Origin of the sequence: Nocardia sp. NPDC050713, from assembly GCF_040654315.1 — a bacterium.
In the GTDB taxonomy this organism is placed as follows: Bacteria; Actinomycetota; Actinomycetes; order Mycobacteriales; family Mycobacteriaceae; genus Nocardia.
Genome location: NZ_JBFAHS010000004.1, coordinates 231,575 through 253,042, shown reverse-complemented (window position 1 = coordinate 253,042; position 21,468 = coordinate 231,575). Strand labels below are relative to the sequence as shown.

Below are 21,468 nucleotides of genomic sequence, written 5' to 3'. Positions count from 1 at the left end.
ATGAAGGTCGAAGTCCTCACTCCGTCCTGCAATCTCGACACGGTCCGCGACGGCCGCGGTGGCATCTTCACCTGGGTGCCACCGGAACCACTGCTGGAGTTCAACCTGATCTACATGCATCCGGGCAAGGTGCGCGGCCTGCACTATCACCCGCACTTCGTCGAGTACCTGCTGTTCGTCGAGGGCAATGGTGTGCTGGTCACCAAGGACGACCACGAGGATCCGAACTGCCCCGAGGAATTCATCCACGTGTCCAAAGGGATCTGCACGCGCACGCCGATCGGCGTGATGCACACGGTGTACTCGATCACGCCGCTGACGTTCATCGCGATGTTGACCAAGCCGTGGGACGAGTGCGATCCGCCGATCGTCCAGGTGGCGCCGCTGCCACACACTCTGGAGGGCAAGGGGTGATGTCCCGGCTGAGGGTGGCCGTCGTCGGCGCCGCCGGCTATGTGGGCGCGGTGCTGGTCGAGGCATTCGGCAGGCATCGCGACTACGAGGTGGTACCCGTGGTCCGCGCGAATCACGAGCGGCTGCGCACCGCGGGCGGCTACGACGTGCTGGTCAATGCCGCGTGCCCGTCGAAACGCTTTTGGGCAGAACATAATCCGGCAGCCGACCGGGACCGGACCGTCACCGGGACCGAGCGGCTGCGCGATGAGTGGACGTGGGACAGGTTCGTCCAGATCAGCAGCATCTCGGCCCGGACCCAGCTCGACACCGTGTACGGCCGCAATCGCGCCGCCGCCGAGCAGTTGTGTACCGGCGCAGACACTTTCATCGTCCGGCTCGGCCCGATGTACGGCGGCGACTACCGCAAGGGTGTGCTGGCGGATATGGCGGCCGATCGTCCGGTCTTCGCCAGCGGGCGATCCCGGCAGAGCTTCGCCCCCGTGGAGTGGTGTGCCGAATGGATCGCCGGCCACGCGAACGGCACCGGTCTGCGCGAGGTGGGCGCGCGAACCGCCGTGACGCTGGCCGAGGTGCGGGACGCGGTGGGGTCGCGGTCGGAGTTCGCCAAGGACTACGTCGACGACCAATTCCCGGCCACCGCCACCGAGTCCGATTGGCCGGACGCGGCGGCGGTGATCGACTGGCTTTCGAGGAGGCGGATCAATGGCTGGCAGGCGAACTGATGTGATGCTTGCTCGGCCGGAGGTACTTCTCCGCACACAGCACGAGCAGGAATCGGACACTGGTCGCCACGTCGCGGGTGCGCATCTTCGACGCACCCGCCGTGCGGTTGAGCACGTGAATCGGTATCTGCTGGATACGGAAACCGTTGGCGTTCATGATGTAGAGGCTTTCGAAGAAGAACGAGTATCCGGTGGACCGCACGCGGTCGAAAGCGCTGACCGGAACGGTGCCGAGCCGGTAGTATCGGAAAGCGCCCGTGGCATCGTAGGGCATCCGCAACAGTGTCACTGTGAGGAAATGCCCGACCCGGGTGAGGATCTTACGGAAGGGAGTCCAGTCGGCCAGGCTGTCCTCTTTGAGATACCGCGATCCGATCACGATGTCGAAACCGGCCGCGGCGGCGCGCAGGGCCGGCAGATACGACGGCGGATGCGCGAAATCCGAATCCATCGTGATGATGTCGTCGTAACCCTCGGAATAGGCCCATCGAATGCCGGCTTGGTGTGCGGAGCCGACGCCCTGACGACCCGGCCTGTGCAGCACGTGAATGCGCGGGGCGTTCTCCTCGGCCAGCTCTTCCAGCAGCTCACCGGTGCCGTCGGGGGAGTTGTCGTCGACGAAGAGCACATCGAAATCGGTGCCCTGGTCAAGTATTCGAGCGAGCAACGGCCCGACGTTGCGACGCTCGTTGTACGTCGGAATTATTATCAGAGTTCTCACGGAGGCCGTACTCATGCGACCAAATTTTAGTACGTTCGGCGACCGAAATATAGGTATTGCCCGTGATTTCGAGAACCGCTAGTCTCTGGTTGGAGGTTTGATGAGGAAAGCTTTGATAACCGGCATCACCGGCCAGGACGGGTCATATCTGACCGAATTCCTGTTGCAGCAAGGGTATGAGGTTCACGGAATAGTCAGGCGTGCCTCGAATTTCAATACCGATCGTATCGACCACCTTTATTCCGAAAGGCATTCGCAACGTCGGTTGTTTCTCCACTACGGCGACCTCATGGATTCCAGCAGTCTCAACCGGATTCTGGAGGGGGTCCGGCCGAGCGAGATCTACAACCTCGGTGCGCAGTCGCATGTGCACATCTCTTTCCAGATACCGGAATTCACCGCAGAGACCAATGCGATCGGCACCCTGCGTATCCTGGACGCGATCCGCAAGACCGGCATCGCGACCAAGTTCTATCAGGCGTCGTCGTCGGAGTTGTACGGCGGCTTGCACGATGTCGCACTCAGCGAGGACACGCCGTTCCATCCGCGCTCGCCGTATGCGGTCGCGAAGCTCTACGCGTACTGGATCACCGTGAACCATCGTGAGGCCTACGGGATGTACACGGTCAACGGGACCTTGTTCAACCATGAATCCCCGAGGCGCGGAGAGGTGTTCGTTACCAGGAAGGTGACTCGCGGTGCGGTGCGGATCGCCCAGGGGAAACAGGATCGGCTCTTCGTCGGCAACCTGGACGCCCGACGGGACTGGGGTTATGCCAAGGAGTACGTCGAGGCGATGTGGCTGATGCTCCAGCAGCCGGAGCCCGACGACTACGTCATCGCGACCGGGGAAACGCACAGTGTCCGGGAGCTGTGCGAAGTGGCGTTCTCGGCGACCGGTGTCGAATTGATCTGGGAGGGAACAGGGCTCGACGAGAAGGGGATCGACCGGCGCACCTCGCGGGTGCTCGTCGAAGTGGATCCCACCTACTTCCGGCCCGCCGAGGTACACCACTTGACCGGCGATCCACGCAAGGCCAAGGAGAAGCTCGGGTGGGAGCCGAAGACGAGTTTCGCGGAGTTGGTGCAGTTGATGGTCGCCCACGATTGGGAGAACGCGTGACGGAAGAGATTGAACACGGCATGAGAGGTCAGGCCCGGAGGAGGCAGCGTGCGTAACCACGCAGGGCCCCGATCATGCCGAATCGAACGCTGCCGGGTGTGTGAGAACACCCGGCTGGAAACGGTAGTCGATCTCGGCACGATGGCCTTGACCGGGGTGTTTCCGGCCACGGACCCGGTCGGGGTGCCGCGGTATCCGTTGGAGCTGGTGCGCTGTGTGCGCACCGGAGCCGAGGAATGCGGACTCGTGCAGTTGCGGCACACCGCGAACTTCGACGAAATGTATTCCGCCGGTTATGGATACCGCTCGGGCTTGAATCGCTCGATGATCGATCATCTCGGTCGTCGGGTGTCGCGGATCCGGGAGCGGGTCGACCTCGGACCCGACGATGTGGTGATCGACATCGGCAGCAACGATGCGACGCTGCTGAAGTGGTACCCGGCCGACGCCGCGACCGTGGTGGGCATCGATCCGCTGGGGGAGAAGTTCCGGGAGTTCTACCCCCCGCATGTGCGGTTGTCGACCGGCTACTTCTCCCGCGAGCTGGCCGCTTCGCTCTTGAACGGCAGGCGCGCCAAGGTGATCACCTCGATCGCCATGTTCTACGACGTGCCGAGCCCGCTGGAGTTCATGCGCGACGTGCACGCCACCCTGACCGATGACGGCATCTGGGTGCTGGAGCAGAGCTATCTGCCCGCCATGCTGGCCACCACGTCCTACGACACCATCTGCCACGAGCACCTCGAGTACTACACCCTCGACCAGATCGAGTGGATGGCGCGCCGGTGCGGCTTCGTGGTGTTGGAGGTGGAACGCAACACCATCAACGGCGGCAGTTTCGCGCTGACGCTGGGCAAGCAGGGCGCCCCGACCGTCGCCGACGCGGGCGAGTTGGCGCGGATGCGCACCGAGGAGGCAGGTCTCGGCCTGCACACACCGGAGATCTACGCCGACTTCGCGAAGCGGGTCGACCAGCATCGGGAACGGGTCAGGGAGTTCTTCGACCGGTCCAAGCACGCCGGGCTACGCACGCTCGGCTACGGCGCATCCACCAAGGGCAATGTGCTGTTGCAGCACTGCGGGATCGGGCCGTCGGACCTGCCGTGCATCGCGGAGGTCAACGACGACAAGTTCGACAAGTTCACCCCGGGCACCGGCATCCCGATCGTGTCCGAGGCGCGGGCGCGCGAGCAGGCGCCGGACCAGTACTTCGTGCTGCCCTGGCATTTCCGCTCGATGATGGTCGAGCGGGAACGCGAGTTCCGCTCCGCCGGTGGGCATCTCGTATTCCCACTGCCGGAGCTCGAGGTGGTGTGAGATGACCGTCGTCGTCACGGGCGCGTCGGGGCAGGACGGCACACTGCTGACAAACCTGCTCGGCGCGCGTGGCCACGAGGTGTTGCCGCTCAGCCGCGCGGGGCCGGTCGACATCACCGACGCGCAATCGGTCGCGCGGCTGATCGCGGACGAGCGACCGCGGCAGGTGTACTTGCTCGCGGCTGTCCAGCATTCCTCGGAGGATCCGCCGGTGGATCCGCGTGAGCTGGCCCGCGACTCACACCGGGTGAACACGCTTTCGGTGCAGCACTTCGCGGAGGCGATCGAACGCTATGAGACCGGCACCCGGCTCTTCTACGCGGCCTCCTCACATGTCTTCGGACCCGGCGACGGCACGGTCCGGGACGAGGACAGCGGGTTGCGGCCGCATTCGATCTACGGGGTGAGCAAGGCCGCGGGGCTATTGGCCTGCCAGGTCTATCGAGCGCGCGGTGTGTTCGTGTCGACCGGGATCATGTTCAACCACGAATCACCCTTGCGGGCCGAGAAATTCGTCACCCGCAAGATCGTGCGAGCGGTCGCCCGGATTCAGCGGGGTGCGGCGGACGAGCTGGTACTCGGCCGGCTCGACGCGGGCGCGGACTGGGGATACGCGCCGGACTACGTCGAGGCGATGATCCGTATCCTCGCGCTCGACGAACCGGACGACTTCGTGGTCGCGACCGGTGAGTATCACACGGTCGCGGAATTCTGCGCGGCCGCGTTCGGCATGGCCGGACTGGATTGGCGAGAACACGTCCGCGAACGCCCTTCCGTGCTGACCCGCCACCGGCAGCCGCTGGTCGGCGACGCGGGGCGGTTGCGCGAGCGGACGGGATGGCGGCCTTCGGTGGATTTCCGCGGCATGGTTCGAGCCATGCTCGTGGCCGAAGGGGTGCGCCTGATCGACGAAGCGAGGCCGGTGGCCACCGGCGGAACGGATGGATGACATGAAGCTGAACGACGAAAATCTCCTTGCCGCGCAATTGATCTCCATCGCGGACGGGGTCTACGAGGAGACGGCGGCGCGACTCGGCGAGATCGGCACCGAAACCGTGATCGACGCGGTGCTGAAGGAAATCGCGTGGCGGGCCCGCGACGGCGTGCCGCCGAGTCAGCCGGTCACGGCGGTGTTCGAGTTGACCAACGAGGGCAAGCAACTGGATTATCTGGTCACCTTCGGCGCCGAGGACCCCGCCATCACCCCCGGCACCCAGGAGGATCCGTGGCTGGTGGTGCGGCAGGACCTGGTCGAGTTGCTGCGCGCGGTGTACGGGCCGCCGGACGCCGAGATCGGCACCCGCGCGATCGCGTTGAAGGACGAGCCGGGGCCGGGCAGTTTCGCACCGGACGACCCCTGGCGGATGGCCCGCGATGCCGCCGCGCGTGCCGCCGATGGCATCGTGACCGCCTGCGCCACACACCATTACGACCTCGGCGCGCTGTCGCTGCGATTCGGTTCGGACAAGTGGGGCGGCCACTGGTACACCCAGCACTACGAGCGGCATTTCGCGCCGCTGCGCAACAGTCGCGTGCGGGTGCTGGAGCTCGGCATCGGCGGCTACCAAGCGCCGAACGTGGGCGGCGCCTCGTTGCGCATGTGGAAGCAGTACTTCCGCCGCGGCATGGTGTACGGGCTGGACTACTTCGACAAGTCCGGCATCGCCGAACCGCGGTTGCAGCCCCTGCAAGGCGACCAGGGTGATCCGGCGTTCCTCGCGGAACTCGGTGGTTCGCTCGGTCCGTTCGACATCATCATCGACGACGGCAGCCATATCAGCGGCGATGTGATCGCCTCATTCGAGGCACTGTTCGCCCACGTGCGCCCCGGCGGGTTGTACGTGGTGGAGGACACTCAGACTTCGTACTGGACCGGCTGGGGCGGCAGCAGCACCGAACTCGACACTCCGGCGACCACGGTCGGCTACCTCAAAACACTTGTCGACGCGCTGCATCACCAGGAATTCGAGAAGGACGCGGGGCGGCAGAACCGCCCGCACGACGAGTGGATCGGCGCGGTGCACTTTTACCACAACATCGTCGTCGTCGAAAAGCGCCGCAACAGTGAGCAATCCGCTCCATCATGGGTGCCCCGGCATACCAATCCGATGGAGTGGATGAAGCCGAAGGAGTGAAGGGCATGAAATTCCTCGTCGTCCCGGTACCGTCGTCCGGGCACCTGCTGGCGATGGTGCCGTTCTGCTGGGCGTTGCGGCTGGCCGGTCACGACGTGCTGGTCGCCTCGCGCGGCGACGTCACGGCCACCGCGCGGCGTTCCGGGTTGAACGCCGTCGAGTTGCCCGCGCTGAACGTGCCGATGGACGAACTGCGTACCAAGGTGAACCCCAGCATGTTCCCGCTACCGCTGTTCGCCGACCGGGACCAGGCATCGGGTGAAGGTCTGTGGCATATCGCCGCGCAGAACTGGCACAACCACGCGACCGCGTACCTCGACGTGTTCGCCGACGTCGCCAGGGACTGGGGCGCCGACGTCGTCCTCACCGACCCGCTGGCGACCGTCGGGAGGGCGCTCGGTGCCGCACTGGATCTGCCTGTGCTGGTGCACCGTTGGGGTATCGATCCGACGGGCGGGCCGTTCACCGAACGCACCGCGGCATTGGTCGCGGAGTCCGGTGGTGCGCTGGCCGATCCCGTTGCCGTCCTCGACATCTGCCCGGCGAGGGTGCAGGCGCCGGACGCTCCACCCGGCACGCCGATCCGGTTCATTCCGTTCAACGGAACCGGCTCGCTGCCGCACTGGCATCGAAACGACGAGGGGCGCAGGCGGATCGCGGTGTGTCTCGGCGGTAGCACACTGAGCCTGACCGGGCCGCGCCCACTGCGGGCGATCGTCGAGTCGCTGTCCGAGGTCGCGGACGCCGAGATCGTGGTCGCGCTCTCCGCCACCGATCGAGCGCTGGTCGGTGAGTTGCCCGAGCGCGTCCGGGTCGTCGAAGAGGTGCCATTGCAATTGTTCCTGCCCGGGTGCGATCTCCTTGTGCACCATGGTGGTTCGACGACGGGCCTCACGGCCGGTTGGTATGGGCTGCCGCAACTGGTGCTGCCGCAGATGTTCGACCAATTCGATTACGCCCGCGGCATCGTGCGCGCAGGCGCGGGCTCGGCGGCCGAAGACCCGGCCGCGCAAGCCGATACGAACGGCCTGGCCGAGTCCATCGCGACGCTGCTGCGTGAACCCGGGTTCCGCGCCGCGGCCGAACAGGTGGGGGCCGATATCCGTGACGCGCCGACGCCGAACGAGGTGGTGGCGCAGGTCGTTCCGCAGCTCGCCGATCGCGTCGGCGCGCGGACCAGATAAGACCACCGCGACTCCTCGGGCAGGACCTCGCTGATGTTGGAAAGCCGCAGGTTGTAGATGATATCCAGGACATGGACCAGGTTTCGTGGCGCACTCGACTACTACGCCGCGATGTACGCGGTGTTCGTCGTGGGCATTCTCGTCCCCGTCGTGATGATCACGCTGTCGCTCACCGGATTACCGGGCGCGGCCACCGCACTGCTCGGAATCGTCTGCGCGGCAGTGCTGTTCGTTCTGTTCGTGCCGTCGGTGCCCGTCGAATGGCGGGACGTGATGCGCGGCAAGCCGATCGTCGTGCGGGTGCTGTGGAGCGTGGCCATCCTCGCAGTTGTGCTCGTGCTCGCTCGGCTGACGCAGTTCATTCTCGACGCGGACAATGTGGACAGTTCGCTGTCGGCCGAGGACGACTTCCTGGTGAAGAAGTCCCATCTGACCGGCTATATCAGCGGCGCTCTTGTCGCCGAGGACGACCCGGCCAACCTGTACAACCGGCATCGGTACGAGTCCCCGCAGGCGGATTCGGTGCTGCCGAGCGTGCTCCCGCAGGATCGCGACGCTTATCTGTACCCGCCGCCGTTCTTGCTGCTACCACGGCTGCTGCTGGTGTTCAGCCACGATTTCGGCACGCTGCGGGCACTGTATTACTCGTTGTACGTCGCCATGGTGCTGATCGGCATGCTGGGAATCGCCCGCTGGGTGGGCGGTAAGCAGGGCGGCGTGCTCGCCGCGTTGACGCCGGTCGTGTGGCTCAGCCTGCCGACCCTGGCGACCTTGCAGATCGGCAATATCCACGTGCTGATCCTGTATGTCGGCGGTGCGGGCGCCATGGTGCTGTTCCACCTGCGGCGCAACGTATTCGGCGGCGCGGCGCTGGCTTTCGCGATCATCGCCAAGGTGTCACCGGCGATCCTTCTGGTGTATCTGCTCGTACAACGACGCTGGCGACCCGCGGTGTGGACCGCGGCGTTCGGCGGAATCTATTCGCTCGCGACACTACTCATCTTCGGACGTGAGCCGTGGCGGCACTTCCTGTCCGACGGCACCTGGCAAAAGTTGGCCAGCGGGGAGTTCCACGAGTTCGTCCTCGTGGAACGGGCTAATCAGCTGGTCAACTACTCGCCCTACGGGCTGCCGTACAAGGCGAACATCATGGGCTGGGATATCGGCGATCCTACCGGACCCGCCCGGCTTGTCACCAACATCTACACGCTGCTGCTGGTGATCCTGGTCGCGGTCACCGCGGTGCGGATCCACCGGCGGCTGCGGGCCGGAGCGGAGGGTGCGAGGTTCCGGGCCGAGAACCTCGCCATCTGGCTGGCGGTGCTCACGCTGGCCTCGTTCCGGGCGCCGTTCGGGCCGTGGGTGTACATCGCGGTCGGCGCGGTGTGGATGTTCGCGGTATACGCCGGTTTGATGCGGGGGAGTAAACGCGATATCGCGCTGCTCACCGTGGCCTGGCTCGTTGTCGCGGTCTACAACGAGAACGTGTACTTCACGCTGCTCGCGCAGACGATCATCTACGTCGCCTGCTTCGCGGTGGCCTGGCGGGCGAGCGGCGGCACCGAGGCCGAGGAAGCCCCCGGCGTCGACGCGGCGAAGCCCGAACCGGTCGGTGCGGCATGAAAACCTATTGTGTGATCGGCGCCGGTGCGGCCGGACTGGCGACGGCTCGGGTGTTCGCCGCGCGCGGAATCGCGTTCGAGGTGCTGGAGGCGACGGACGGGATCGGCGGGATCTGGGACGCGCGCCGCTCGGATTCGCCGGTCACCCGCAATACCCATGTGATCGCTTCCAAAGGGGTGCAGGCATTTCCGGGCTTCCCGATGCCGGAGGACTATCCGGACTATCCCGGACATGAGCTGGTCCTGCGCTATCTGCAGAACTACGCCGACGCCAATGAACTCGCACCGCATATCCGATTGAACACCGAGGTGCGGCGGGTCGAGCCCGCCGCGGACGGACCGGACGCCGGATGGGAGGTGACCCTCGGCGACGGCACCCGGAAGTCGTACGCGGGCGTGGTCATCGCCACCGGGCACGACCGGACCCCGCGTCGTATCGACTTCCCGGGCAACAGCACAGTGCCCGTGCTGCATTCGAGCGAATACCGGCATCCGGAGCAGATCATCGGCAAGCGCGTCCTGGTGGTGGGCGCGGGACAGTCGGCGGCCGACATCCTGTCCGACTGCGCGGTGAACGCGGCGCTGACCCTGCACAGCAGTCGGCGTGGTTTCTACTGCATGCCGAAGTATCTGCTCGGGCGGCCCACGGACAGCATGCTGCAGGGACGCATGTGGCGGCCCATGCGCAAGCGGGCCTTCCAAACGCTGTTCTCCTACCTGCGTCGCCGATCACGGTCGTTCGGGCTGCCGGTGCCCGATTTCGACAACGGCATCGTCATTCCGATGCTGGGCGATCAGCTGCACCACTACTACACGCACGGCGACATCACGCCGAAACCCGATATCGCCTCGATCGAGGACGACCGAGTGACCTTTGCCGACGGCAGCGAGGAAAAGGTCGACATGGTCATCCTGGCAACGGGTTTCGTGCCCAACTATCCGGTGGTCGACCGCGCCCACCTCAACTGGGACGAGGGGTCGCTGCGGCCGGGGCTGTACCTCAACATCTTTCCGCCTGGCGCGCCCGGCCTGTTCGTTGTCGGGATGGTGCGACCGATCGGTTCCCATTGGGATGTCTACGCGCACCAGGCCGAACTCGTCGCCGACTATGTGCGGGCGAAAGCGGCCGGGGCGCACCGGATCGAGCGATTCGTCCGCGCTACCCACGGTGCGCAACCCGATCTGTATGCCGGACTGCGTCTTTACCACGCGGAGCAGTACCCGCTCGTGGTGGAGAAACAGGATTACGTGAACCAGCTGCGCAAGCACGCGAAGCTGTTGAAGTGAAAGGGCCTTCCATGAAAGCACCCGGTCCAGGACTGGTCGAAACCGGCCGCATGCTGCCGAAACTGGCGAAGAACCCACTGGCGACGGTGGGCAGTCTGCTCGACGGCTACGGCGACGTGGTCCGGGTGAAGGCCGGGCCGATGCTGGTCTACCTGGTCGCGGACCCGGCGATGACCGAATACGTGCTCAAGGACAACTACACCAACTATCGCAAGAGCCCGATCTACGACGAGTTCAGTATCCTGCTCGGCGAGGGCCAGCTGACCACCAACAACCTGGACTATTGGCGCAAGCAACGCAAGCTGATCAGCCCGGCGTTCTCCCATACGCACGTCAAGGGATTCGCCGACGATATCACCGACAGCGCGGCGGCCATGCTGGATCGCTGGGATGCCGCGGCGGGCGAATACCGCGACATCTACGACGACTACGTCAAGCTGCTGCTCGCGGTCACCGGACGCATTCTATTCAGCATCGACTTGTCCACGGACACAACACAAGTCACCGATGCGATGCGGGCCGCCTTCGCGTTCATCATGAAGCGGGTCAACGCCCCGGTGAAGCTGCCGCAATCGTTCCCGACGCCGGAAGCGCGGCGGGTCGCCCACAAGGTAGGCGAACTCGACGACGTCGTGCGGCACCTCATCGCGGAACGCAGGAGCGGCGGCGACACCTCGGACGTGCTCACCGCGCTGGTCCGCGCCCGCGACGAGGGCGGGCTGGGCATGCGGGAGGAAGACCTGCTCAACGAGATCAAGACGCTGCTCGTGGCGGGGCACGAGTCACCGGCCAATGCGCTGTCATGGGCGTGCTATCTGCTGGCCGCGCACCCGGAGATCCAGGAACGCCTCGCGGGCGAGGTCCGCGACGTGCTCGGCGACCGTGCCCCGACCTTCGCCGACCTCGGACAGCTCGGCTACTGCCGGATGGTCATCGAGGAGACGATGCGGCTGTACCCGCCCGCGTGGATCGTCGAACGCACGCCGATCGCCGACGACGAGATCGGCGGGTATCACGTACCGGCGGGCGCCCGGGTCACGTTGTGCATGTACTACATTCACCGCGACAAGCGGTTGTGGGACGACCCGGCGGAGTTCCGGCCCGAGCGCTTCGCCGACAAGGAAGTGGCCGAACGTCACAAGTTCGCGTTCTTTCCGTTCTCCGGCGGCCCGCGCATCTGCCTCGGCAAGGACATGTCCATGACCGAGATGGTGCTGATCCTGGCCATGACCGTGCAACGCTTCCGGCTCGAGCTGGACAGCGCGCACCCGGTGGTGCCGCTGGCGTCGGTGAACCTGCGCCCGGAGTTCGGCATTCGGATCCGACCCGTGCGCAGGGCTACCCAGCCGGCACTGGCCTGACGGCGGTCGCGGTCAGCCGAGCAGCTCGCGGCCGAGCGTCAGCAGTTCGGCCGTGGAGAGAACCTCCTCGTCCGCCGAGATGTGCGGCGGGCGGGCGCGGAGCGCAGGCTCGGTACTGTCCGGGAGTTCGCGCGCCCCGGTTGCCGGTGGCGCCGCGGGATGGTTCGTCGCCTCGAGACGGGCGGACAGTTCGGCGGTGAGCAGTTCGACGGTGGGGTGGCCCCAGATGATCGCCGCGGGGACGGTGATGCCGAGGCGGGCGCTGAGACGGGAGCTGAGTTCGACGGCGTGTACCGAACCGACACCCAGCTGATCGAAGTTCCGGGTGTGGTGGATGCCGTCGGACTCGACACCGATGACCTCGGCCAGTTCCCCCGCCACCGTATCCCCCAGCGCGACGACGCCGACCGGATGACTCCACACGTGCGTCGAATCGCCCGCTACCGCAGTGTTTTCGGAGCGATCGTCGCGCACCGGCTCGGTCTCCGCGGGGATGGCCCAATGGCGTTGCCGCTGAAACGGATACGTTGGCAGCGACACCACCCGGCCGGGTGGGTTGACCGCGGACCAATCCGGGTCGACACCGCGTTCGAACAGCGCGCCGACCGCTTGCAGCAGTCCGCGGCGCGGCACCGTACCCGGTCGCAGGGCTGCGGCAACCATCAAGGCCGAAGCTTGGGATGGGTCCTCCATCTCGGTCGGCGCGGTGTCGCGAAGCGTCTCGTGCAGGAAGCTCCTCACCTCTGCCACCGTGCTCGCTACCAGCGAAAGACGATGCGCGAAAGGAGTTCTCGTGCGGCAGAGCGTGTGCGCGAGATCGTCGAGCGAGATGCCGGGGTGGCTGGAGAGGTGGTCGTGGAGGCGGCGAACCTGCTCGCGCAGTGCGGGTTCGGTGCGTGCGGACAATACGATCAAACGCTCTGCGGAGCGTAGCTCCGTATCGGTCGGGGTCGCGCCAGTATTCGGCTCCGGGCCATCCGCGATCTCGGGCGGGGCTTCTTCTACGATCGCGTGCGCGTTGGAGCCGCCGAAGCCGAAGGCGCTCACCCCGGCGCGGGCCGGTACGTCCCGTTCGGGCCACGGCAGCAGGGTGTTCGCGACCTGCACGCCCGCTCCGGCGAGGTCGAGATCCGTTGCGGCATGGTCGAAATGCAGGCTGCGCGGGATCTGGCGATGCCGCAGCGCGAGTGCGACCTTGAGCAGTCCGGCCATCCCGGCGGCCGCCTCGGTGTGCCCGATATTCGTCTTGACGGAACCGACGGTCAGTGGGGTGCCACCGCTCCTGGCCGCACCGTAGACGGTACCCAAAGCGGTCAACTCGGCGCGGTCGCCAACGGCGGTGCCGGTGCCGTGGGCTTCGACATAGTCGACGGTCGACGGGTCCACGCCCGCACGGGCACAGGCGCGCCGCAGCAATTGTTCCTGCCCGGCGGCGCTGCTGGCGGGCATGCTGTACTTACCCACCCCACCACCGGCTGCGCCGGCGGCCATCCCCTTGTGGTGGTGGCCGTTGTTGTTGGTGGCGCTGCCGAGCACGGTGCAGTAGATGCGGTCGCCGTCGCGCAATGCCGCGGTCAGCGGTTTCAGTACGACCACCGCGCCGCCTTCGCCGCGCACATAACCGTCGGCCGTGGCGTCGAAGGCGCGAGAGCGGCCGCCCGGGGAGAGCACACCGAGCTTGGACAGGCCGATCGCGGTGTCGGGGATGAGATTCAGCTGGACACCGCCTGCTATCGCGACCGCGCTTTCGCCCGCGCGCAGCGCCTGGCAGGCCAGGTGAACCGCGACCAGCGAACCCGCACAGGAGGCGTTGACCGTCATGCTCGGCCCGTCGAAACCGAGGAAATACGACACCCGGTTCGCGATGACGCCCTCCACGTCGCCGGTGCTGGTGAAGGGTGTCGTGGCGGCGGGGCCGCGACTCAACTTCACCGCCCGATAGTCGTTGAACTTGTTGGCGAAATACACGCCGGTGTCGGGAACGGCGTCGGGTCGAATACCCGCGTCCTCGAATGCCTCCCATGACAATTCCAACGCGAGCCGCTGCTGCGGGTCCATATCGGCGGCCTCGCGCGGGGTGATCCCGAAGAACTCGGCATCGAACAACTCGACATCGGGCAGGTAGGCGCCCGCGATCGAGACGGTTTTGCCCGGGGCGCCGCGCTCGGTGTCGTGGTAATTCCCTGCCGGCCACCGGCCTGCCGGTGGCGCGTCCGCCACTGCGTCTACCTCGTCGATCAGCAAGCGCCACAGGGCTTCCGGTGAATCAGCGCCGCCGGCGAATCGGCAGCTCATGCCTACCACGGCGATCGATTGCGCGCTCGGTGCGCCCGTCGCCTGCTCGAGGTCGGCGCGCCGCCGCGGCTTCTTCCGTTTCACGTTACCTACTCACCCGCCCGGATTCCGCCCGATCGGGTGTCCCGCGGACATGTCCCTTCCGGTGAATCCGCCGATCTTGTTGTGGGGTAAAGGGATATGGACGAAACTCTACCTGTGCTGTTTTCCAAACGCCCCGTTTTCGCTCGGGTGGCCGCCGCACTGGGAGGCGAGGCACGACGTCGTGAACTGATTCGCTTCGCTTCCGTGGGTGCCGCCGCGTTCACGCTCGACACCGCCGTCTTTCTGACCCTCAAAAGCACTGTGCTCGAGGCACAGCCGATCATCGCGAAGGTGCTGGCGGTGCTCGCGGCGATCACGCTGTCCTATATCCTGAACAAGCAATGGTCCTTCGCCGCGCGCGGCGGGCGGCGCGGCCACCACGAGGCAGCGCTGTTCTATCTGGTCAGCTTCCTCGCCATCGCTGTCAACACCGCGCCACTGTGGGTGTCGCGCTACATGCTCCACCTTGAGGTGCCCGAGGTCTCCCGGTTCACCCAGAACGTCGCCGATTTCGTGGCCGCGCAGCTGATCGGTACCGCGCTCGGCATGGTGTTCCGGTTCTGGGCCTTCGTACGGGTGGTGTTCCCGGATCAGGTGGAACGCGCACCCGAGTAGTCAGGCGTCGACGAAGATATCGAGTTCGAGCGGGCCGCCGCCCGGGACAACGCGGTAACGGTCCAGTTCGGTGACGCCGTGCGCGGTGAGCACCTCGTCGTCGAGGAACAAATTGCCCGTCATCTCGGCCGCCCCCGAACAGAGCACGAGATGCGCTGCGTCGGCGCAGATTTCGGGGGTACGAGACTTCGCGATCGCCGCCTCGCCGCCGAGCAGATTACGCACGGCCGCGGTGGCGACGGTGGTCCGCGGCCACAGCGAGTTGACGGCGATGCCATCGTCACGCAATTCCTCGGCGAGCCCCAGTGTCGTCAGGCTCATCCCGTACTTGGAGACCAGGTAGGCCAACGACGAGCCCGTCCATGCCGGGTTGAGGTTGAGCGGCGGGGAGAGCGTGAGGATGTGCGGGTTGCGCCCTGCGGCCGCCGACGCCCGCAGGTGCGGAATGGCGAGTTTGGACAGCAGGTACGCGGCGCGGGCGTTCACGCCTTGCATCTGGTCGTACATCTTCATCGTCATGGCGTCGGTGGGCGTCAGGTCGATCGCCGAGGCGTTGTTCACCACGATGTCGATGCCGCCGAACCGGTCGACCGTCTGCCGCACAACCGCCGCCATGGTGTCGTCGTCGCGGACATCGCCGACGAACGGGAGAACCCGGGCGCCTGCGGCTTCGATTTCGGCTGCGGCGGTGTGAATGGTGCCGGGCAGTTTCGGGTGCGGCTGATCGGTTCTGGCGAGCAGCGTGATGTTCGCGCCGTCGGCGGCGGCGCGCAGTGCGATGGCCCGGCCGATGCCGCGGCTGCCGCCCGTCACGATCATGGTCTTGCCCGCCAGCGACGGGGATTCCGGTTTCGTCATGGTCGTCGTGCTCCCGCTCCTGTGCTCGTCCCCGCGTCGACCGGAGGCGACCTCTGTGTACGAGGGGTCGCTTCCGGTCGACGCTCGTGGTTACTTGACGCTGATGACCTTGTCCGAGGGCTCCTTCGCGTACAGCGACGCGATTGCCTCCGCGTACTTGGTCGCGATCGGGGCGCGCCTGAGCGACATCTTCGGGGTCAGTTCGTCGCCGCCCGGCTCCCATACCGCGCCGAGGATGGTGAAGCGCTTGATCTGCTCCACTCGCGACAGCTTGCTGTTGCCCGCCTGCACCGCGGCGCGCACTTCTTCCACGATCTCCGGGCGGGCGGCGAGTGTGGCGAGGTCGGCGTCGGTGGCGCCGAGTTCCTTGGCGCGCAGGGCGGCGACGTCGGGGTCGAGCACGATCAGCGCGGCGATATAGGGCTTGGCATCGCCTATCGCGACGGCCTGGCCGATCAGTGAGGAGGCGGCCTTCATCGCGTTCTCGATATTGCTCGGGGCGATGTTCTTGCCCCCCTCGTTGATGATCAGTTCCTTCTTGCGGTCGACGATGCGCAGGTAGCCGTCGGCGTCGATGGTGCCGATGTCACCGCTGTGCAGCCAGCCGTCCGCATCGATCGCTTCGGCCGTCTTCTCCGGCATATTGCGATAGCCGCGGGTGATGATGGGGCCGCGCACCAGGACTTCGCCGTCGGTGTCCAGGCGCAGTTCCAAACCGTCGACGGTGCGGCCGACCGAGCCGGGGCGCGGCTTGGCCAATTCGGTGTAGGTGCCGACGCCGGTGGTCTCGGACATGCCCCACACTTCGGTCATCTTGAAGCCGAGGCCGAGGAAGTACTCGAGGGTCTCCGGAGGCACCGGTGCGGCGCCGGAGGCCGCGACCTCCAGCGCGTCCAGGCCGAGTGCGTGCCGCAGCTTCGACAACACCAGCGTCTCGGCCACCTTGTGCTGGACGGCCAGTAGCGCGCCGGGGCCCTTCCCCGCGAGATCGGCTCGGGCAGCGGCGATTCCGGTGTCGATGGCCCAGTTGGCGAGCGCCTTCTTGGCCGCGCTCGGCTCGGTGGCGAGCTTGTTCTCGATGCCCGTCTTGATCTTCTGCCACACCCGTGGCACGCCGAAGAACGTGGTCGGGCGGGCGTCGGGCAGTGCGGCGGCCACCTCGCGCGGGTCGGTGACGGTGGTGATCTGGATGCCGGTGGTCAGGTTGAGGCCATGGGCGGAGATGCGGTCGGCAACGTGCGCGGCGGGTAGGTAGGACACCGTACGGTCGGCGAATCCGACCGGCAGCGGACCCTTGACCAGCGCGATGATCTGGGCGAGCACATTGCGGTGGGTGATCTCCACGCCCTTGGAGGGACCGGTGGTGCCCGACGTGTAGATAAGGGTGGCCAGGTCGTCGGCGGTGACCGCGCGCCAGGCCGCGTCGAAATCGAAGTCGTCGAGCGGGTTCGCCTCGACCTCCTCGAGCGTGATGGCGCCGGTGGCCGGGCCGTCGACGACGACGGTGTGCGCGAGGTCCACGCCTGCGCCGGTCACCGCACCGAGGAACATCTGTTCTGTCACAACGACCTTGTTGGCCGCGTTGGTGAACACGTGCGCGATCTGGTCGGATGAACTGGTGTTGTAGACCGAGAACGGGGTTGCGCCCAGATGCAGTGCGGCGGTGTCGACCAGATTGAACTCGGGACGGTTGGTGAGCATGATGCCGACGGTGTCACCGTGTCCGACGCCGAGCCGGGCCAGGCCCGCGGCGATCGACTTCACGCGTTCGCCGTACTCGCGCCAGGTGATCTGCTGGGTGCCGCCGACAGTCCGCAACGCGACCTGCTCGGGCCGCAACGTCAGGGTCTCCTGAAACGCCTCGGGCACGGTGTAGACCGTTTTGCCCGATTCGTGCGTGTATCCGAATTCTGTTGTCGTCATATCCCTGTTCCCGATATCTCTGGCATGAACCGAACGTCGCGGCGTTCGTACACGTCCGGTCCGAGACTCGATGCCGACAGAATGCGGTGGTGCCTCTGCCTGCTTCTCACGAGTCTGCGCGCCAAGAGTGGCGCGGCTCACTCATGGTAGCCAGATCCACGGTTGGTGAGGTGTCTTACATGTGAACCCATTTCGGCTCGCTGGGCAGCTCGGGCTTCACGCATCCGCACCAACGCCGACCACCGCGACCTGTAGACCAGTGCCGTCGTGATCGCAGCCGCCGCCCGGCCATCGCGAGCGACCGACCAGCCATCGCGAGAACCACTGCGACACAGTGTCGTCCGGGACAGCGGCGCGGCGCGTGGCGCCGCTGTCGCCGACGGGTTGCGCTTACAGCGGATGTGGGAATTGCCGCAACGGCGAGCCTCGAGACCTGAAAGACTCGGCAGCACCCGGGGATTCGGGGTAGCGACGGCGGGGGCGACCACAGGCTCGGACATGTGGATGGTGGCTCGGTTCTCCGGGGGAGATACGCAATATCTGAAGGGAACTACATGTCCACAGCAAGCGTCATACGCCCGCTGGCGCCGAGCGAACAGATGTTCGCCTTCGGTGAGGTCTTCGTCGGCTACTCGACTCGGGTGTCCGGCCGATTGGACCTGAGCGCGTTGTCGACGGCATTCGACGCCGTCGTTCGCGCCTATCCCATTCTGGGCGCTCGTCTCGAAGCCACCGGGACCGGCGGGCATGTCCTGGTGGCTTCGCCGGGGGCTGCGCCGGAAATCTCGGTGGTCGACGGTGATCCGGAGCAGCTGCTCGCGGGCGCGAAGTTCGATCAGAGCGTAGCGGTCGGTGCGCTGTGTGTGGTCCGCGACGGCGACACCGCGAGCGTCACGCTGGTGATCCATCACAGTGTGGCAGATGCGTACCACTCCCTCGCCATCCTCGGCGATCTGTGGTCGTTCTATCGTGCTGCCGCAGAGGGCCGTCCACTGGTGGCGGAGGTCCATCCCTATCCGGATCCGGTGGAGGTGCTGCTGGCCGCCCGTGGCATCGAGAAGTTCCCGAATCCGGCTGCGGCCGCACCGGCTCCGCAGTCCGCGGCAATCCCCGCCGCGCTCGCACCGGACGACATCGCCCCGGGATATCCGATGCCCCAGACGACGCGATGCCGTCTGAGTGAGGAGGCGACGGCGCGGCTGGTCGATCTCGGGCACCGCGAACAGGTGACGATGCACGGGCTGGTGTCCGCGGCGATCCTGCTGATGGAGGCAGAGGTTCGGGCACTGCCGCTGACCGAGCTCATGTACTTGTACTCCGTCGATCTACGCGCCAGGGTCAGCCCGCCGATCGGCTTGACCGACGGCACCGACGTGCTGGGATTCGCGAACTATGTCCCGAGTGCGGAAGCGGGGACCACCCTGATCGGCCTGGCCCGCGGTGTCTGCGATACCTTGCGGGGCGCCGTGGCCTCGGGGTTCGTGCAGCAGACGCCCCTGCAGATCCCCGATGTGGCGGCGGCGGGTCCACCCAGGATTCCGGGGATGGTGGTGGCGACGAACTGGGGCAGGGTGCCGCAACTGCCCTCGCAGAAGGATCTGCGTATCGACGACTTCCGCTCGATCTTCATCGCGAAGCCGGACCGAACCGGGCGCAGGCCCGCGGCCAACACCTGCGTCATCAGCACCTACGACGGCCGGTTGAGCATCGAAATCCACCATCAGCCGCAGACCGCCGCACAGGAGCAGCGTCGCATCGAACTGCTCACGGCGACACTGCATTCCGCGGTCGAAATCCGCTCCCCGCAGTGACTCTGCGCGAGTAACGCGGCCCGGGTTCGACGTCGAAGGTCGCGAACCCGGGCCGATTGCCGGATGGTGGCCGAACTCGAGCCCGCATGCCTCCCCGATCCGGGTTTCTGGTCGGCATCGGAAATGTTCGGCAGCGGCACTCGGGCTGTGGGTCGTGTGCAAATCGTAGAAGGCAGGGGGGTGCCCAAGAAATGCCCAGGTCGGCGGTGGTAGAGGCTTTATCGGTCAGGAATCGAGAAGCGCCGGTCATCGGGCCGGAACTAGCGTTATCGCCATGAACAGCACCATTGATCAGACCACCATCGACGCCGTCATCCTCGAGGTTACCGACCCGGCGGCTGCCGCCAACTTCTACGACGCCGCGTTCGGTCTCGGCGACAAAGTTCGATTCCGCGCCTCGGAGACGCTGACGACCGGCTTCCGTGGCTTCATCCTGTCGCTCGTGGTGTCCCAGCCGAGTACCGTCGACAGCCTCATCGGGACCGCCCTCGAGTCAGGAGCGACGACGCTGAAGCCGGCCAAGAAGAGCTTCTGGGGGTATGGCGGCGTCGTTCAGGCACCCGACGGGGCGATTTGGAAGATCGCGACGTCGGCGAAGAAGGACACCGGGCCTGCCACCCGGGAGATCGACGATTTCGTCGTGCTCTTCGGGGTGGACAACGTCAAGGCGACCAAGCAGTTCTACGTCGACCGCGGCTTGGTTGTCGGGAAGAGCTTCGGCAGCAAGTACGTAGAGTTCGACACCCCGCCGTCGTCGGTCAAACTGGCGCTCTACGGGCGCCGTGCCGCCGCCAAGGATGCGGGCGTCTCCCCGGAGGGCTCCGGGTCGCACCGCATCGTCATCGGCAGCGGTCTCGGGTCGTTCACCGACCCGGACGGGTTCGAGTGGGAAGCCACCCCGGCCTGAGCCGATTGGGTTGGGGCCGAGCGGCGTCTGCTGGCTTGAAGCGCAGGCTGCATCGGGGCCGCCACGTCTCGGCGATCAACGCTCAACAAAATGCATAGCCGGGATTCGCGGACCCGCAACAGCATCGCGCGATGACGAAAGAAGACCGCCGCCGAGTGCTTACGGTGGGTGAACAGCAGTACCTGTGGAAGATCTACGAAAATGGAGTCAGTGCGGTTCGTCGGCGAGTCCCGCGCTGGTAGTGGTCGCGAAGTCGATTCGACGGCGTGCGTTGGACAGCGTGGTCACCACGCAAGTGCCGACGGGGCCGGTGCGGTCGTAGAGGGTGGCGCTTCCGATGGAGATGCCGTCGGCGGCGATGGTGTTGTCGGCGCGAAGGCCGAGTTCGTAGCCGATCGGGAGGCGCGAGAGGGCCACGGTGACGTCGGCGTTGATGTAGCCGGCGCCTTCGGATCCCCAGTGGCACACGTGGTTCGTCGCGTCGCCGAGGATCGCGGCGCGCTGGAACGGGGTGATCGGCTCATCGGCCACCAGCGGCGGCAGGCTGTGCCAGGAGACCTTGCGCTCGGCGTTCTGATTCGCCGCGAAATCGGAAGTCCATTCGCGCTCACCGCTTTTGAACAGTGGCGGCGAGCCCTCCGGCAGCACGCAGCCCTGCGGAGGCATCGGCAGGTCTTCGGCCGAACTCCACACCCGCCCGGGAGGCTCGTCGCCGGTGATCAGGTACACCGCTGAGGCCCGAGCTCGTTCCTGGCCGTCTTGCACCATGGCGGCGTCGACGACCGCGATCCGCGAACCCCGGCGGACCACCCTGCTACGCATGTCGAACGCCGCATTGGCGACCGGCTGGTGCAGGTCCACGGTGAGTCGCGCTGGAACGAATCCGTCGGGGCAGTGGGTCTCGATCTCGCGGGCGAGTAGACCACAGACACCTGTTCCGCTCAGCTTGTCCGGTGCCCATGGACTGACCGCGAGCTTCTCGGCTACGAGTTGGTCATTCTGTCTGACGAAGAAACTCACCATCCGCGTTGATTCCCCTCTTGGACCGTTTGGTCGAACAGAAGTGGAACACGTTACAGGTTGAAT

The 21,468-nt window shown here is 66.2% G+C and carries 18 protein-coding genes; 13 read left to right on the top strand and 5 right to left on the bottom strand.

Features of this window, described 5'->3' with window-relative positions:
- Together AB0H49_RS10250 and AB0H49_RS10245 are read left to right on the top strand one after the other, a co-directional pair.
- The gene (locus AB0H49_RS10250) at positions 1–414 is read left to right on the top strand and encodes a hypothetical protein (protein ID WP_355002774.1); all 414 of its coding nucleotides are present in this window, start codon (positions 1–3) and stop codon (positions 412–414) included.
- Positions 414–1,139, top strand: a complete 726-nt coding sequence (locus tag AB0H49_RS10245) for a hypothetical protein (RefSeq protein WP_357249561.1) — start codon at positions 414–416, stop codon at positions 1,137–1,139. Before AB0H49_RS10250 ends, AB0H49_RS10245 begins: the two co-directional genes overlap by 1 nt.
- On the opposite strand, the gene AB0H49_RS10240 is transcribed toward AB0H49_RS10245, so the two are convergent.
- A complete protein-coding gene (locus AB0H49_RS10240) occupies positions 1,117–1,875 on the bottom strand; it encodes a glycosyltransferase (RefSeq protein ID WP_357249558.1) in 759 nt (252 codons plus the stop codon). The genes AB0H49_RS10245 and AB0H49_RS10240 overlap by 23 nt on opposite strands.
- 85 nt (positions 1,876–1,960) lie before the next feature.
- Between AB0H49_RS10240 and gmd the strand changes: the two genes are divergently transcribed.
- From gmd to AB0H49_RS10200, 8 genes are all read left to right on the top strand, one after another.
- On the top strand, positions 1,961–2,983 hold the full coding sequence (gene gmd, locus AB0H49_RS10235) for a GDP-mannose 4,6-dehydratase (RefSeq protein WP_141811310.1): 1,023 nt from the start codon (positions 1,961–1,963) through the stop codon (positions 2,981–2,983).
- Between the two features lie 96 nt (positions 2,984–3,079).
- On the top strand, positions 3,080–4,300 hold the full coding sequence (locus tag AB0H49_RS10230) for a class I SAM-dependent methyltransferase (RefSeq protein ID WP_357249555.1): 1,221 nt from the start codon (positions 3,080–3,082) through the stop codon (positions 4,298–4,300).
- Position 4,301: 1 nt separating this feature from the next.
- The gene (locus tag AB0H49_RS10225) at positions 4,302–5,249 is read left to right on the top strand and encodes a GDP-mannose 4,6-dehydratase (protein ID WP_357249552.1); all 948 of its coding nucleotides are present in this window, start codon (positions 4,302–4,304) and stop codon (positions 5,247–5,249) included.
- Between the two features lies 1 nt (position 5,250).
- Positions 5,251–6,435, top strand: coding sequence for a class I SAM-dependent methyltransferase (locus tag AB0H49_RS10220; protein ID WP_357249549.1), 1,185 nt, complete (start codon positions 5,251–5,253; stop codon positions 6,433–6,435).
- Between the two features lie 5 nt (positions 6,436–6,440).
- Positions 6,441–7,619, top strand: coding sequence for a nucleotide disphospho-sugar-binding domain-containing protein (locus AB0H49_RS10215; protein WP_355002768.1), 1,179 nt, complete (start codon positions 6,441–6,443; stop codon positions 7,617–7,619).
- Positions 7,620–7,676: 57 nt separating this feature from the next.
- Complete coding sequence (locus AB0H49_RS10210) at positions 7,677–9,242, top strand: glycosyltransferase family 87 protein (RefSeq protein WP_357249546.1); 1,566 nt, start codon at positions 7,677–7,679, stop codon at positions 9,240–9,242.
- Positions 9,239–10,528, top strand: coding sequence for an NAD(P)-binding domain-containing protein (locus AB0H49_RS10205; RefSeq protein WP_357249543.1), 1,290 nt, complete (start codon positions 9,239–9,241; stop codon positions 10,526–10,528). The genes AB0H49_RS10210 and AB0H49_RS10205 overlap by 4 nt, the downstream gene beginning before the upstream one ends.
- A gap of 11 nt (positions 10,529–10,539) precedes the next feature.
- The gene (locus AB0H49_RS10200; protein ID WP_357249541.1) at positions 10,540–11,889 is read left to right on the top strand and encodes a cytochrome P450; all 1,350 of its coding nucleotides are present in this window, start codon (positions 10,540–10,542) and stop codon (positions 11,887–11,889) included.
- A 12-nt stretch (positions 11,890–11,901) separates the two neighbouring features.
- Here the strand turns inward: AB0H49_RS10200 and AB0H49_RS10195 are convergent, their stop codons facing one another.
- The gene (locus tag AB0H49_RS10195; protein WP_357249538.1) at positions 11,902–14,268 is read right to left on the bottom strand and encodes a beta-ketoacyl synthase N-terminal-like domain-containing protein; all 2,367 of its coding nucleotides are present in this window, start codon (positions 14,266–14,268) and stop codon (positions 11,902–11,904) included.
- 147 nt (positions 14,269–14,415) lie between these two features.
- On the opposite strand from AB0H49_RS10195, the gene AB0H49_RS10190 reads away from it, so the two are divergent.
- Entirely contained in the window at positions 14,416–14,883 is a 468-nt protein-coding gene (locus AB0H49_RS10190; RefSeq protein ID WP_357249535.1) for a GtrA family protein, read from the top strand.
- Here AB0H49_RS10190 and AB0H49_RS10185 read toward each other — a convergent pair whose 3' ends face one another.
- Together AB0H49_RS10185 and AB0H49_RS10180 are read right to left on the bottom strand one after the other, a co-directional pair.
- On the bottom strand, positions 14,884–15,741 hold the full coding sequence (locus AB0H49_RS10185) for an NAD(P)-dependent oxidoreductase (RefSeq protein WP_355002762.1): 858 nt from the start codon (positions 15,739–15,741) through the stop codon (positions 14,884–14,886).
- Positions 15,742–15,831: 90 nt separating this feature from the next.
- Positions 15,832–17,664 carry a long-chain fatty acid--CoA ligase gene (locus AB0H49_RS10180; RefSeq protein WP_357249532.1) on the bottom strand — a complete coding sequence of 611 codons (1,833 nt, stop codon included), beginning with the start codon at positions 17,662–17,664 and terminating at the stop codon, positions 15,832–15,834.
- Positions 17,665–18,218: 554 nt separating this feature from the next.
- Here AB0H49_RS10180 and AB0H49_RS10175 point away from each other — a divergent pair.
- Together AB0H49_RS10175 and AB0H49_RS10170 are read left to right on the top strand one after the other, a co-directional pair.
- The gene (locus tag AB0H49_RS10175; protein WP_357249530.1) at positions 18,219–19,475 is read left to right on the top strand and encodes a hypothetical protein; all 1,257 of its coding nucleotides are present in this window, start codon (positions 18,219–18,221) and stop codon (positions 19,473–19,475) included.
- Between the two features lie 274 nt (positions 19,476–19,749).
- A complete protein-coding gene (locus tag AB0H49_RS10170; protein ID WP_357249528.1) occupies positions 19,750–20,382 on the top strand; it encodes a glyoxalase in 633 nt (210 codons plus the stop codon).
- Positions 20,383–20,589: 207 nt separating this feature from the next.
- Here AB0H49_RS10170 and AB0H49_RS10165 read toward each other — a convergent pair whose 3' ends face one another.
- A complete protein-coding gene (locus AB0H49_RS10165; RefSeq protein WP_357249525.1) occupies positions 20,590–21,405 on the bottom strand; it encodes an acyl-CoA thioesterase domain-containing protein in 816 nt (271 codons plus the stop codon).
- Positions 21,406–21,468 lie beyond the last annotated feature (63 nt).

Excerpts from the sequence above, each read along its gene's own strand:
- AB0H49_RS10250 (WP_355002774.1), top strand. The coding sequence starts at position 1 with ATGAAGGTCGAAGTCCTCACTCCGTCCTGCAATCTCGACACGGTCCGC.
- AB0H49_RS10245 (WP_357249561.1), top strand. The coding sequence starts at position 414 with ATGTCCCGGCTGAGGGTGGCCGTCGTCGGCGCCGCCGGCTATGTGGGC.
- AB0H49_RS10240 (WP_357249558.1), bottom strand. The coding sequence starts at position 1,875 with ATGAGTACGGCCTCCGTGAGAACTCTGATAATAATTCCGACGTACAAC.
- gmd (WP_141811310.1), top strand. The coding sequence starts at position 1,961 with ATGAGGAAAGCTTTGATAACCGGCATCACCGGCCAGGACGGGTCATAT.
- AB0H49_RS10225 (WP_357249552.1), top strand. The coding sequence starts at position 4,302 with ATGACCGTCGTCGTCACGGGCGCGTCGGGGCAGGACGGCACACTGCTG.
- AB0H49_RS10220 (WP_357249549.1), top strand. The coding sequence starts at position 5,251 with ATGAAGCTGAACGACGAAAATCTCCTTGCCGCGCAATTGATCTCCATC.
- AB0H49_RS10215 (WP_355002768.1), top strand. The coding sequence starts at position 6,441 with ATGAAATTCCTCGTCGTCCCGGTACCGTCGTCCGGGCACCTGCTGGCG.
- AB0H49_RS10210 (WP_357249546.1), top strand. The coding sequence starts at position 7,677 with ATGATATCCAGGACATGGACCAGGTTTCGTGGCGCACTCGACTACTAC.
- AB0H49_RS10205 (WP_357249543.1), top strand. The coding sequence starts at position 9,239 with ATGAAAACCTATTGTGTGATCGGCGCCGGTGCGGCCGGACTGGCGACG.
- AB0H49_RS10200 (WP_357249541.1), top strand. The coding sequence starts at position 10,540 with ATGAAAGCACCCGGTCCAGGACTGGTCGAAACCGGCCGCATGCTGCCG.
- AB0H49_RS10185 (WP_355002762.1), bottom strand. The coding sequence starts at position 15,741 with ATGACGAAACCGGAATCCCCGTCGCTGGCGGGCAAGACCATGATCGTG.
- AB0H49_RS10180 (WP_357249532.1), bottom strand. The coding sequence starts at position 17,664 with ATGACGACAACAGAATTCGGATACACGCACGAATCGGGCAAAACGGTC.
- AB0H49_RS10175 (WP_357249530.1), top strand. The coding sequence starts at position 18,219 with ATGTCCACAGCAAGCGTCATACGCCCGCTGGCGCCGAGCGAACAGATG.
- AB0H49_RS10170 (WP_357249528.1), top strand. The coding sequence starts at position 19,750 with ATGAACAGCACCATTGATCAGACCACCATCGACGCCGTCATCCTCGAG.
- AB0H49_RS10165 (WP_357249525.1), bottom strand. The coding sequence starts at position 21,405 with ATGGTGAGTTTCTTCGTCAGACAGAATGACCAACTCGTAGCCGAGAAG.